This window comes from Fannyhessea vaginae DSM 15829, from assembly GCF_000159235.2.
Classification (GTDB): Bacteria; Actinomycetota; Coriobacteriia; order Coriobacteriales; family Atopobiaceae; genus Fannyhessea; species Fannyhessea vaginae.
On record NZ_ACGK02000001.1, the window covers coordinates 130,466 to 143,437 of the forward strand.

Genomic DNA, 12,972 nt, shown 5'->3' on the forward strand with positions numbered 1-12,972 from the left:
AACGCACTACCCACAATCACGTAGAGTTTGTTACTTACAGGCGCACTGCGCTTTCGACAAACAACCAATAACGCTCAATACAGACGCACTGCACTCTCGGCAAACAAACCACACTGCAAAAACAGCACAACAAAAAACGCGCCCGTAATAAGCTACGAGCGCGTTTTAGTTAACAGATTAAAATCCGCCTTCTATGAATGCATAACAGGTTTATCTTTTGTTCAGTTTGCGCGAAACAAACGCACCAGCAAGCGAGAACAAAGCTCCTAAGCCACCTAATACTCCAGCACCTGAACCTGCTAAATCGGAGGTTTTTGGAGTCTTTAACTGCGAAGCAGCCGAGGGTTCTCCTTGGGTATTGGCATCCCCTTGAGTTTCTCCCTGGTCATCACCTGCTGTGTGCAGCGTTGGTTGAGCAGGTGTAAGCGTTGCTGGAAGCACGCCGTTTACCGTAAATGCTTTGATAAGCGCGTTACCAAATTCAAATGCGTCACCGTCGCTTATAGCTTTCGTAAGAGCTGCAGGAGTTACCCATTTAAGACCGTCTTTGGTTTGCAAACGAATAAAGGTTTCGCCTGGGTTAGACTTTACATGAGTCCAGAGATACTGCATAGGCAGACCCTTATTCAAAAGACCATCGGCATTCTTTTTCTCATGTGGATTTGGATCTTGTGCCGATTGGGAAAGAGCTGTTTCCACATTTAACCACGAGTAAGCCTTACCTTGGGTATCTTTTGATACCAATGTTTCTACCACAGCAAATTTTTGTCCTTTTTTAAGCTGAACAGGCGTATCAAGCTTAACCGTCTCAAAACCTGCTGCCTCGGTAACGTAATTTTGTTCTGAAACCACTTGAGAATCATTTGTTGGGTCAAGGTCACCAAGATTATCATCACTTACCAAATAAACCTTGATATTAACTTCGGTTCCAGCAAGTTGAGAACGAACAGACACAGCCTTCAGCACTTCGGTGCCTTTTGCGGTAAATACATTTGCAACCGCAGTATCGCTACCTTGCGTTCTTAGTGCAAACGGATTATCGGTTCCAGTTTTGGTGTAGTTGTACGTATAAACGTTATCGTAATCAAAACCGTCGTCTGCAACATCTACACTTAACGCTTGAGCGCCTGTAAGCGAGTGGTCGTAATAGGAGATCCAGAAGAAGCCCGATTTATCACCGTTTTTATCTTTTAAGCCCCAACCGGCACCCTTACCAGAAAGTGCGCCATCAACCTTTTCTTGTACAAACTTCTTGTAGTATTCATCAAAGTTGTCTTTTGCTTGTTTGTACTTTTCAGCTTGCTTTTTATACCGAGCCAGTTGGTCAAGGTCAGCTTGTGCAGGAGTCTGTGCTGCTTTGATCTTGTTTTCAAGTCTCTCTACCGCTCGAGCGTATGCGTCAGCATAGTAGTCAACATTATCCTTTTCCGTAGCTTTTGCCTGGTCGTTATCAAACAGAGCCTTGATCTTCTCTTTAAGCTGCTCATCGCTCAATTTATATTGAGCCTGTAGCTTTTTAAATGCCGCAGCTGTATTAGATTGCGAGCCCCAACTGTTTTTGATTAACCATGCACCGTTACCTGCGGGCTTTGTTCCTTTTTGGAAGCCCTTGAATTTATCGGCTGGGACATCGTCATTCCATCCAACAATAGATACTGCATGGTTTTGAACGGTTGTATCTCCGTCGTCATAGGTATACGGTGTAACTTTTGAGGCGTTCATTGATACTTGTACAACACCGTATTTAACCAAAGCTTCTTTCACACGCAAGCGCGCCTTGTCGTTTTGAGAAACCCAGTCCATATTTCCTTTGCCATCAAATTTATAGTGATTAAACGCAGGAAGATAATACACACCGTCAACATGAGCTACTGGTTTTTCTTTGGCTGCCGCAGCTTCATCATGATAACCCCAGTTCTTAGTTTCCCAGAACTCATCGGAATCAATAAGACCAAGCAGATACTTAATACGGTTATCCAAATTGTCTTCAAAGCCAGGAGCTTTTTTAGGCCAGTATGGTTCGTCTTTCTCGCTCACCACACCTTCCCAGTTGGTAAGTGTGTTCTCATTAAAATCAGTAAAACCACCGAGGTTCATACTATTAGCTACTGGAGCAACATTACCCGTTTTATCGTCAATTTGCTCTGCACCTTCACCTTTTTGGCTGCCTTGTTTTTCGGGGGTAAACGATTTTAACTCAAAATAAAGTTCAGATAAATCTACGTTATCGGGGATGTTAGCAAGTATGGGAGAGTTGTGTTTTGCCTCATCAAGAGCTTTTCCACCGTCACCCTGTTTTTTCTTAAGAATTGCACTTTCAAGCTCAGACATAATTGCATGAACCCAGCATGTTCCCATTTGACCCTGATCGCGTGGTGGTGTAAGTTGACCAACATTTTGCAGGTAGTATTGTTTTGCCTTTGATACATCTGGAACATTTTCAAGTTTTTTGTCGCCTGAATCAGAAACACCGGTAATAATTTTAACGGCACCTAAGGCTGTATTTCCACCTTCGGAGTTATCGGGTTGACCCTGTGCATCGGGTTTAAGCGGCTTATAATCAGACAGCCATTTTCTAAAGGCAAACCAGTCCTCTGCGGTAGTTTTACCGTCCTTATTCCAGTCAAAATTAAGGTCTGTTCCCAAAGCATCTTTATATTTGGCTGGATCAAGTTGTTGTGTGGGTTGCTGTGGTTGAGGGTTACCTGCTGCGGGCTGGGGATCCTGCTGTGCTGTAGTAGTACCAGTTTTTGTATCTGTTTGAGTTGGTTTTTGTTCAGAGGGCGCAGCGGGTGTTTGTGTGGAAGCTTGTGCTGCAGATGGCGCTTGGGCAGTGGTTGGCGTCTTAACGGTGTTTTTAAGAACTTGAGAGACAACGTTAACCGCATTAACATTAACGACAGGTTGAGCTGTAGGGGAGGCGTCTACGTGCTGCGCTTGAGCAGGAGCATCACTTGTAGCAGTTTGATGTTGTGCATCTTGTGCAAAGGCTGCTTGTGGAGCAATAAGGAAGGCCGAAATTGCTAGTGCAAAAATAGCTTCTAATACGTGGTGTTTTGACCATGCGCGATGTTGTGCATGAGCGTTTAATATCTTGAGTTCCCATTTTTTATTCATGAGATCCTTCCTTTCCTCTACAATCGTGGTGACCTAAGATACACGTTTTTATGTATGTTTGTCAGAAGGACTTACTTATAAAACAACGAGAATCTTGGATATTTTTCTCTTAATCGTATATATTTTTCATTTTATCTTATATTTTTGCGCTATGTTAAGTTTTTATGCAGTTTTAGAAAATATATTTCTGTTACAATTCAGATACATTTCTGTAATATATGTAACAAAAAGAAAGAAACCTTAAAAAAATTGAACTTATTCTCATGGGCATATAAGCCTATGCAACACGCCACATATCACCCTGAGCTACACAAAATCCCTGACAAGCAAGCTCCTCAAGTGTTTTCTGCACATACTCATACGAAACATCTTCACGTTTTGCGCTGTTTTCTATTCTATTAAGCTCACGACACAACAATTCGGTGGTGCACACATCCCCACTAACTTGATAAGCCAACAACAAGCGCACAAGCTCCGCGCGTTTTTGGCGATGGCTCCCCTCAAATTTAGATTGCTTAACATACGTTTTTGATTTTCTTGCGGGATTAGTTTGTGTTTTCTTAAGATGAGCGCCGTAATCGAGCAACGCATAATACCACATGCGCGGACACATCTGCTCGCGAGACCCTAATGCACCTGATGGCGGACAGGTTTGTTCAATATACGGAATCAACAGCTTATCATCAACCTGCTCGGCATCGCGAAAAAACTCATGCAAAAACACGCTTCTGACGTTAGTTTCAAGGTACACAGCATGCTGATTGTACGCAAATGCACAAATACCTGCTGCAGTAGCAGGTCCAATACCGGGCAACGCTTGAAGGTCTTGTTGAGAGGAAGGCATAGTGCCTCCTTGCTCGGAAAGCATCTGTGCCGCGTGCAAAAGCGCTAATGCACGACGGTTGTATCCCATGCCCTGCCACTCGTTTAAGACATCAGTTACGCTTGCTAACGCCAGCACATCAACTGTGGGAAATTTTTTTATCCATGCACAAAAACGCTTTTCAACACGCGCGGTTTGCGTTTGTTGAAGCATAACTTCAGAAATCCAAATTTTATAGGGATCGGTCGTGTTTCTCCATGCAAAATCACGATACAGCTCTTGACCTTTTTGAGCAATTTTAGTGCGAAACGCCTTGAGCTCACAACTTGATAGAGGAAAAGCAGTGTTGTTCATCATATGAGCTTATGCTCGTTTCCAATTTTCGATCCGCCATTTGTTGCGGCGAGCTTTATATTTAAGAACAACACCTGGATTAATTGCAACGGGATGTACAGCTTTTTGGAGCAAAGCATCGTCGGTATGATGATCTCCATATGCATAATCAATATACCAAGCATCCGCACCAAACGTCTTTTGAGCCCATTTGGTAAGTTCTTGCTCTTTAGCTGCGCCTTCAACAACATCGCCATACACAAAACCTGTATAACGTTGTTGATCGTCGTAGCGCATGTCCGTTGCAATGACGTGGTCAATGCCTAAATAGAGCGCTGCTTGTTCGGCAATTCCTTTAAACGTTGCCGAAACAAGCACAATAACACATCCTTCACTTTGCTTTTGATGAACTTCTTGTATTCCACGTGTTCGATACCTAGGCATAATAATGCGCTCATGAAAATCTTTCATAAGGCGCGTTACGTCTTGTTTGGACCTTCCCGCCAGCTTTTTAAAGAGAATTTCGCGGGCTTGAGCTTGATTAAAGGGCAAATGAAGAACATAGCGCGCAGCCCACCAGGTTAAGTGGAGCATATCAACGCACGATAAAAGATGATGACGAAACAGATACAGCGTAAAAAGTGTACCCGACTGCCCGTTAATAAGTGTTCCGTCAAAATCAAAAACAGCTAAAGGAGCTTTGTGTTCCGAGGAGTATGTTTGTTCTTGAACGCTCGTTGGTGTACACTTCACTCTCATAAATCTATAATCCTATAAGCCAATCAGTCACAAATTATAACGTATTGCTTTGCTGTATTCATTATATTTTTGCAAATAAAAAAGCTCAGGAAAAATCCTGAGCTTCTTATATCCAAATGGCGGGATATGCGGGGATCGAACCCGCGACCTCCGACGTGACAGGCCGGCGCTCTAACCAGCTGAGCTAATACCCCGTGCGTTATCGCAAAAGTTATAATACACAATCTTGCCCTGTTTTGTCTAGTCTTTTTTTAAAATTGTGAGATATTTATAAAGACTTTTATGAACGCCCAACAAAACACAAGGTAGGAGCACTGCCAATATTCGATCTTTGTATGGCAAACGGTACTCGTCTCTCAAATCAACTGCAACGTATTTACACAAGCGAAATAGAAGTTTCTTTGTGATTGGCATCGGTAACCACCAAATGCGGATCACGAAGCTCTGCTTTTACTAATTCGCCCGTACCAACAATGGGTGCTCCTTGAGCATCAACCACAGGAGAAGGGACGCTTTCAGGACTAAATGTATACGCAAGCACATCCCACGTTCCATCAGAAAGATTTTCTGGTATAAGCAGCGCACCGTTATATAAAATCAGCTGAATAGGTGTGCCTTTTATCTGTGCAAGCTCACTTGCGTCGTCTTGCGATGAGTTGATAGCTTTTGCCGAAAGCACATGGCTTCCATCGTCTTTTTCTTGAATATAGTATTTCATTCCTCGATATTCAATAGCAACTTCGGGAGCCACTTGTTGTTGGGGCATATCGGCCTCTGCTTGTGGAGCTGCAGGTTTTTCGATAAACGGCTTCATAATAAAATATGCACCTATAAACACAGCTATAAGCACAACTAAACATATAATAATTTTTTTCACGTTATTCCCTGAAAGCGCTTGTTGTGTATATGCTTTGCGATACAAGAATTTTTGATGCGCTCTCTCACGTGAGCGAATTACACGCTTATCTGCAGAAAGGCTTTCTATGGTTGCGCGCGTTTCAACTGCTACGCCACACCCTTTTGCCACATGCGAAAATGCGCTTTGTTCCGCATGATGGCTTGCATTAGTAGAATAGTTCAAAGTCCTAGACGGCTGATTGCTTGATATGCCGTGACGTCCATGTGATGGCTTTGGTCTTGTAGAAAAACTATTCACAATCCCTCTTCCTTAGTTGCATACACTCAATTTTCTTATTCCAACGAGCTTAAATTCCTACATAGCCTCATATTGCAAGCAAGAACAAACATAAAACTTACATTTCGTGACGCGCTTCAATCGCTCGCCCAAGCGTTACTTCATCCACGTACTCAAGATCTCCTCCAACAGGAAGACCGCTTGCCAAACGCGTAGTTTGAATGCCTAAGGTTTTAATGGTACGAGCCAGATAAGTAGCTGTTGTTTCGCCTTCAACCGTTGGGTTCATCGCCAAAATAACTTCTTTGATTTCATCACCTGCAAGACGCGCCAAAAGCTCTTTTACGTGCAATTGTTCGGGCCCTATTTTATCCATAGGAGAAATAACACCTCCAAGGACATGATATAACCCGTGGTAAACGCCCGTTTTTTCGATAGAAGCTATGTCGCGAGGCTCGCAAACAACACAGACTTTTGAAACGTCGCGCGTAGAATCATTGCATAAAGCACATACATCATCGGTGGCGTATGCAAAACACACAGGACAAAAATGAACATGCTCTTTAAGGTTTAAAATTGCTCTGCTTAACCTGCGTGCGGTTTCATCATCTGCTTCCATCAGAAAATACGCTATGCGTTGAGCCGATTTTGGACCAATGCCTGGCAAACGTCCAAATTCATCCAATACAAATTGTAATGCTTGATTAGATGTTTGTCCCATAACTTACCTAAAACAACCCAGGAATGTTCATACCGCCAGTTACTGCACCCATTTGTTGATTTGCCGCAGCGGAAGCACTTGCCAAACAGTCGTTTACAGCAGCCAAAATACTATCTTGTAAAAGTTCAACATCATCGGGGTGCAATGCTTCTGGATCAAGCGTAATCGAGGTGATTTTCCCATCTGCGGTCCCCTCAACTTTTACCATACCTCCACCAGTTGATGAACTAACCGTTATGTCCTTAAGTTTGGCTTGCGCGTCCGCAAGTCTGCGTTGCATAGCTTGCGCCTGTTTCATCATCTGTTGCATGTTCATAAAGACTCCTTTGTGTGTTACTAAGTCGTATAGCTCGGTACGCATTTCTATTATATGGTGTTATTCCAAAGATTCCCGACTCTCTATACGAGGTTTTACTCCTTCTCCAAATGCCTCGGTAAGCATGTCAAGAATTTTTTGTGTTTGAGCACGAGTTGCCTTACGTGGAATTGTTTGTTGCGGGTCTTGCTCTTGCTGGGAAAGCGCTGGAGAAGAAGGGGGCAGGGTTTCGGTTGCTACTGTTTTTTCGTGAGCACGAGCAGACGAGGCACCGTTTGAAGCGCTTTGCACCGAAGGTGTTGTGTCTTGAGGCGCTACGGACTGCGTGGGCTGGGGCATAGGTGTAGAGACACTTTTAGGCTGCGGCGCAGGCGCTGGCGCTACGCTTGGGGTTGGTACAGGTGCAACTGCAGGTGCCTGAGCAGGTACTGGGGCTGGCGTAGCTACAGGAGGCGTTGACACAGGTGTTGGAGCAGATATAGAAACAGACGATGTGGACGGTGCTGGTGCAGTAATTGGTTTGGGGGCAGGTGTTTGAGCCGCGTGCGCGCGTGCAATATTTGTCTGCTGTAAACTACTTTCTGCATATACCAACTTACGATTACCAAAAATCGGAGCAACACACGATTGAACCAAGGCAGAGATGCTGGGTTCTGCAAGCATTTTGGTTGCAAACGAAGATCCGATCGGCAATTCAATAACTAAACGAGTTCCATCGTCTGAGCGAATTTCGGCATTAGTAAGCAGTGAACCACGAGAAGGATTAACTTCCATAAGCTTATCAACAACTTGTTTCCACATACGCTGAAGTTGACTTTTATCAGCAGTTCCTTGCGACAAAGGTGCCGCTATGGCTTGAGAAGGTTGTTGCGCAGGTTGAGGCGTATGCGCCTGAATTGGCGGTTGCACAGGCTGCTGTGGCATTTGCTGTGCTTGTTGTTGTATAGGCTGCTGTGCCTGTTGTTGTATAGACTGCTGGACGCGTTGTTGCGCAGGCTGTTGTAAAGGTTGATATCTAGATTGTTGCACAGAAGTGTTCGACGCTGACTGTACGCGCGCTGTGTGCTGGACAGGCGCATGAGCTGCAGACAAACCACTTTGCTGTGGACTCCTCGATGTAAGTTGTGCAAGTTGCGTCTCAACTGCTTCCAATCGCTTTATAAGCGCGGACGATGAATTTGTTACAACGGGATGTATCATACGACAGCTATAGAGTTCAAATGTTAACCGCGGATTTGCTGCCGTTTTAATATGCGAAATCATATCAACTACTACATTAAGCACGTAAGCTATGTGACGCACATTCTTAAACGCCTGCGCGTCTGCCTCAAGCTGTGATGTTGCAACACCACAGGTAAACAGCTCCGCATAATCGTCTAAAGTGAGATGTTGCTCCATTAAAGTTTTTGCCAGATACACGTCGCGCATATATTCAGCAAGCTCACAAGCAGCTTGAACAATGCTTTTTCCCTGCTCACACAAAGACGCAATTTCTTCAAACAAACGTTTGGTATCGCGAAGCGCCAAAGATTGCACCAATGCAGTAAGGTTTGTCTGCGAAGTTGCGCCTAGCATATCCTCTACCAAACGCTTACTGATAACACCTTTGCCAAACACAGAAATCTGCTCAAGTGAAGAAAGTGCATCACGCATACCACCTTGTGCATGCTCAACTATAAGCTTAAGCGCTTCATCGTCGGCAGAAAAATGCTCAAGCGTACACACTTTTTGCAAATGCACGAACATCTCATCGCTTTTAATACGATGAAAATCAAAACGCATAACACGGCTTAAAATGGTTGCCAAAATTTTATGAGGCTCTGTAGTGCACAAGATGAAAACAACATGAGAAGGTGGCTCTTCGAGCGTTTTGAGCAGCGCATTAAACGCAGACGCCGTAAGCATGTGAACTTCGTCGATAATATATATCTTGTACGCACCTTTAAGCGGCGCATAATTAACGCGATCAATTATCTCTTCTCGCACGTTGTCTACACCCGTACGAGAAGCAGCGTCGAGCTCAAAGACATCGGGATGAATGCCCTGCGCTATATTTTTACAGGTTTCGCACACGCCACAAGGCAGACCGTTTTGAGGAGATGTGCACAATAACGCTTTGGCAAACAGGCGAGCCATCGTAGTTTTACCCGTACCGCGAGGTCCGCAAAAAAGATAAGCGTGTCCAATTTTATGTTCAAGAACAGCGTTTTGTAGCGTTGATACCACATGAGTTTGTCCAACAACATCTTGGAACACTGCAGGACGATACTTAGTATAAAGCGACTCCATACGACCTCCAATATGGCGGCAAATCCTCAAAGAGACAGTCTAGCGGTAAAACTATAAGCGTCTCTATAAGCTTCTTGCAAACATGCGCGAAGCAATACCTCTTTCGTACTTAAAATATGTACTACTTAGTTAGTTTAGACCTGATGAAGCCCGCAACAAGAGGTATGGCTGAAATAACAATAATACCTACAACCACTAGTTCAAAATGTTTTTGTACCTCGGGAATTGCGCCAAAAAAGTATCCAAGCGCTACAAACAGCGTTGACCAAACAATGCCACCTAAAATGTTATACAGTACAAAATTGTGCCAATGCATATTTCCAACGCCTGCTATAAAAGGCACAAAAGTTCGGATAAATGGGAAAAAGCGCCCAAGAAATATAGCAAGCTTTCCCCATTTATTAAGAAAAGCCTCGGCTTTTGCAATGTGCTCAGGTGTCATGGCTTTAACTTTACCCGAAGCTATGATTTTTTGTCCAAAATAATGACCAATTACAAAATTGCACTGATCACCCAAAATTGCCGCCGCCCACGCAACAACAAGCAAATGTGCTATATCAAAACCACCGTTATGAGCAAAAAATCCCGAAACAAACAAGAGTGAATCTCCTGGTAAAAAAGGGAAAAACACAACACCAGTTTCGATAAAAATAATAACAAATACCAGACCGTAAGCCGCCACAGGTCCCGACGCTATAGCTGATGCTATAGCAACACGAGGGTCTCGAATAAGTTCAAGAAGCTCAGAAAAAATATTCATACGATTATCCAATAATTGACGATACAAACAAGCGTGCCTGTTGGGTGCGGACACCCACTAGAGGCATCTTATGGCTGCTGTCTTCCGACCCTGACCAGGTTCGAAACATAGTGTCGCCCGAACCCAACAGACACGCTTATGTGGTACTTACTGTATCATGTTTTGGATAGTTCTCCAAGACCTAAGCTGTGCTCATCACATGTTATGCGCACATGACAAGCACAGCCTTAAACACTCAAACTATTTACGATGTTTACGGTAAAACTTAATAAGAGCTTGCGTAGATGCATCTTGCGCGGCAAGAGCCTCATCATCGTGAAATGCTGGTGTAATTTGCTTAGCCAACTGTTTACCAAGCTCAACACCCCATTGATCATAAGAATCAAGGCCCCATACGCTACCTTCAACAAAGGTGATGTGTTCGTAAAGTGCAATAAGCTCACCAAGCGTATGTGCGTTAAGCTCAACACCAAAAATAGAGGTGGTAGGACGATTACCACTAAACATACGAGCAGGAACCATCCACTCGGCAGTACCCTCAGCACGGACTTCATCTGCGGTTTTACCAAATGCCAATGCTTTAGTTTGTGCAAGGAAGTTGCCTAAAAATAGCTCATGAACATCCTGTTGGTCGTCTTTAGTTGGATGTTTTGTGTTTACAAAACCAATAAAGTCGGCAGGGATAAGATTGGTTCCCTGGTGAATAAGCTGGTAAAACGCGTGTTGACCGTTAGTACCTGCTTCACCCCAGAAAATTTCACCCGTTTTAGTGGTTACTGGACTTGCATCCCAACGCGTTGACTTGCCGTTAGACTCCATAGTAAGCTGCTGCAAATACGCAGGAAAACGATGAAGATACTGGTTATAAGGCAAAACAGCGTGGCTTTGAGCACCAAAGAAGTTGACGTACCAAATGTTACAAAGACCCATCAAAAACACAACGTTGTCTTCTAAGGGAGTTTTGCAGAAATACGTATCCATATCGTGGAATCCTTTAAGGAATTCCTCAAACACTACAGGACCAAATGCAATAATTAACGACAGACCCACTGCCGCATCAACAGAATATCTACCGCCAACCCAGTTCCAAAAACCAAATGCATTTTCGGGATTGATACCAAACTGAGCAACAAGTTCTAGATTAGTAGATACAGCAACAAAATGCTTAGCAATAGCCTCGGCTCGCTTAGCATCAGAAGTATCAATAGCTCCTTGTTTTTGCAGGCCTTCCAACAGCCATGTACGAGCCTCACGAGCATTGGTCATAGTTTCAAGCGTGGTAAACGTCTTGGACACAATGATTACCAGCGTAGTTTCGGGGTCAAGATCCTTGGTTTTTTCGGCTATGTCATTAGGATCAATGTTAGAAACATAACGGACCGATAGCCCTTTTTGAGCATAAGGCTTAAGAGCTTCGTATACCATAACCGGACCCAAGTCCGATCCACCAATACCAATAGAAACAACAGTTTCTATACGTTTGCCAGTAACACCTTTCCACTGACCCAAACGAACACGGTCTGCAAAGGCATACATACGATCAAGCTCGTGACGAACATCCTTAACACAGTCTTGACCATCTACTATAAGGCTTCCAACCTCGTCAACAGGACGACGCAGTGCAGTATGCAAAACAGCGCGGTCTTCAGTTGTGTTAAGGTGCTTACCACTAAACATGTCGTCACGGCGCTGCTCAATGCCTAATTCTTGAGCAAGCTCACACAAAAGTTGCTTGGTAGTATCGTCGATCAAATTTTTTGATAAATCAAAGTGTAAGTCGTTAACTTCATAGGAGTATTTTTCTACGCGCTGTGGATCATCCTGAAACCATGAACGCAAATCTATGCCTCGTGATTGAAGCTCATCAAAATGTTTTTGTAACTTTTTCCACGCATCGGTTGTGGTTGCATCAATAGGTGCTTTTATGTGCGATGTACACGTATCCATACATACTCCTTTTGTTTATGTCCCTTTATAAGTGTAGCGCAAGCACGCAATTAATAAAGAATGTTTTTGTATACACACACGCTCTGCAATGATGTATTTACGACGCGTTTGGACGAGCAAGACTTTTCAACGCACGCCATGCGGCCTGTTTGGTATCAGTGCTTTTAAGTGCTTGACTAAAGTTTCCTAAAGCAAGCACCACATGCATGGGAAGATGTTCTAAACACCCTATTTTTAGGTGATGATTATTCAAAAACTCTGCTTCATAATCGGTTTGCGCTTGTTCGTCACACAATATAACGTATAGAGGATCCAGCGCAGTTAAACTGAGTCTTAGATTTTCTTGAGGTTTTTTGCATAAAGCTGTGCTTATACCACAAAAATCATTGGGAGCAAACCCAAGAGCTACACACGCCTTACGCAGCGCTTGACCATCGTCTTTGTGTAAAAACGTATCGGAAGTAGAACTGTCTTTATCTAAGAGCTGCTTTACTACAACAATACTTGCATAAGGATTACCGTCAATAAGCATGTTATTATCAAGCAAGTTAGTAAGCTCTTGTGTTGTTTTGCTTAACAGGCTCTGCTTTAATTTTGATTCAAAGTTTTCCAAAACAACACACCTCTTTACACAAAAAATCGCATATATTAAAGCATATCACACACATGATTCCAATTTTTATCGACAAGAGGTAAAATCAAATACGCGGTCAGACATACTGCGCTAAGACGGATTATCAGTGCATGATCACCCATTCTTTTTATGCACATA

10 protein-coding genes, 1 tRNA gene and 1 other RNA gene are annotated in these 12,972 nt (G+C 43.5%); all 12 read right to left on the bottom strand.

Annotation, left to right across the window (positions count from 1 at the left end):
* Window positions 1-210: 210 nt before the first annotated feature.
* The 12 genes from HMPREF0091_RS00505 to HMPREF0091_RS00555 all read right to left on the bottom strand — a co-directional run bounded on the left by HMPREF0091_RS00505 (window position 211) and on the right by HMPREF0091_RS00555 (window position 12,813).
* Window positions 211-3,117 (bottom strand): C1 family peptidase, encoded by a 2,907-nt coding sequence (locus tag HMPREF0091_RS00505; protein WP_006302212.1) that lies wholly within the window; start codon window positions 3,115-3,117, stop codon window positions 211-213.
* 277 nt (window positions 3,118-3,394) lie between these two features.
* A complete protein-coding gene (locus HMPREF0091_RS00510; protein ID WP_006302213.1) occupies window positions 3,395-4,297 on the bottom strand; it encodes an HhH-GPD family protein in 903 nt (300 codons plus the stop codon).
* 6 nt (window positions 4,298-4,303) lie between these two features.
* Window positions 4,304-5,032, bottom strand: a complete 729-nt coding sequence (locus HMPREF0091_RS00515; protein ID WP_006302214.1) for an HAD family hydrolase — start codon at window positions 5,030-5,032, stop codon at window positions 4,304-4,306.
* Between the two features lie 117 nt (window positions 5,033-5,149).
* A tRNA-Asp gene (locus HMPREF0091_RS00520) sits at window positions 5,150-5,226 on the bottom strand.
* Between the two features lie 182 nt (window positions 5,227-5,408).
* Window positions 5,409-6,188, bottom strand: coding sequence for a hypothetical protein (locus HMPREF0091_RS00525; RefSeq protein WP_035434527.1), 780 nt, complete (start codon window positions 6,186-6,188; stop codon window positions 5,409-5,411).
* Window positions 6,189-6,285: 97 nt separating this feature from the next.
* The gene (gene recR, locus HMPREF0091_RS00530) at window positions 6,286-6,888 is read right to left on the bottom strand and encodes a recombination mediator RecR (protein WP_006302216.1); all 603 of its coding nucleotides are present in this window, start codon (window positions 6,886-6,888) and stop codon (window positions 6,286-6,288) included.
* 7 nt (window positions 6,889-6,895) lie between these two features.
* Window positions 6,896-7,204 carry a YbaB/EbfC family nucleoid-associated protein gene (locus HMPREF0091_RS00535; RefSeq protein ID WP_010241029.1) on the bottom strand — a complete coding sequence of 103 codons (309 nt, stop codon included), beginning with the start codon at window positions 7,202-7,204 and terminating at the stop codon, window positions 6,896-6,898.
* A gap of 60 nt (window positions 7,205-7,264) precedes the next feature.
* A complete protein-coding gene (gene dnaX, locus HMPREF0091_RS00540) occupies window positions 7,265-9,493 on the bottom strand; it encodes a DNA polymerase III subunit gamma/tau (protein ID WP_006302218.1) in 2,229 nt (742 codons plus the stop codon).
* Between the two features lie 121 nt (window positions 9,494-9,614).
* A complete protein-coding gene (locus HMPREF0091_RS00545; protein WP_010241034.1) occupies window positions 9,615-10,253 on the bottom strand; it encodes a DedA family protein in 639 nt (212 codons plus the stop codon).
* A 35-nt stretch (window positions 10,254-10,288) separates the two neighbouring features.
* An RNA gene (ffs, locus tag HMPREF0091_RS06150) (signal recognition particle sRNA small type) lies at window positions 10,289-10,382 on the bottom strand.
* A 111-nt stretch (window positions 10,383-10,493) separates the two neighbouring features.
* Complete coding sequence (gene pgi, locus HMPREF0091_RS00550; protein ID WP_006302220.1) at window positions 10,494-12,200, bottom strand: glucose-6-phosphate isomerase; 1,707 nt, start codon at window positions 12,198-12,200, stop codon at window positions 10,494-10,496.
* A 97-nt stretch (window positions 12,201-12,297) separates the two neighbouring features.
* On the bottom strand, window positions 12,298-12,813 hold the full coding sequence (locus HMPREF0091_RS00555; protein WP_006302221.1) for a hypothetical protein: 516 nt from the start codon (window positions 12,811-12,813) through the stop codon (window positions 12,298-12,300).
* Window positions 12,814-12,972: the final 159 nt, after the last annotated feature.

Bases quoted from the DNA above. Each gene is read 5' to 3' on its own strand.
- HMPREF0091_RS00505 (WP_006302212.1), bottom strand. From the start codon at position 3,117: ATGAATAAAAAATGGGAACTCAAGATATTAAACGCTCATGCACAACAT.
- HMPREF0091_RS00510 (WP_006302213.1), bottom strand. From the start codon at position 4,297: ATGATGAACAACACTGCTTTTCCTCTATCAAGTTGTGAGCTCAAGGCG.
- HMPREF0091_RS00515 (WP_006302214.1), bottom strand. From the start codon at position 5,032: ATGAGAGTGAAGTGTACACCAACGAGCGTTCAAGAACAAACATACTCC.
- recR (WP_006302216.1), bottom strand. From the start codon at position 6,888: ATGGGACAAACATCTAATCAAGCATTACAATTTGTATTGGATGAATTT.
- HMPREF0091_RS00535 (WP_010241029.1), bottom strand. From the start codon at position 7,204: ATGAACATGCAACAGATGATGAAACAGGCGCAAGCTATGCAACGCAGA.
- dnaX (WP_006302218.1), bottom strand. From the start codon at position 9,493: ATGGAGTCGCTTTATACTAAGTATCGTCCTGCAGTGTTCCAAGATGTT.
- HMPREF0091_RS00545 (WP_010241034.1), bottom strand. From the start codon at position 10,253: ATGAATATTTTTTCTGAGCTTCTTGAACTTATTCGAGACCCTCGTGTT.
- pgi (WP_006302220.1), bottom strand. From the start codon at position 12,200: ATGGATACGTGTACATCGCACATAAAAGCACCTATTGATGCAACCACA.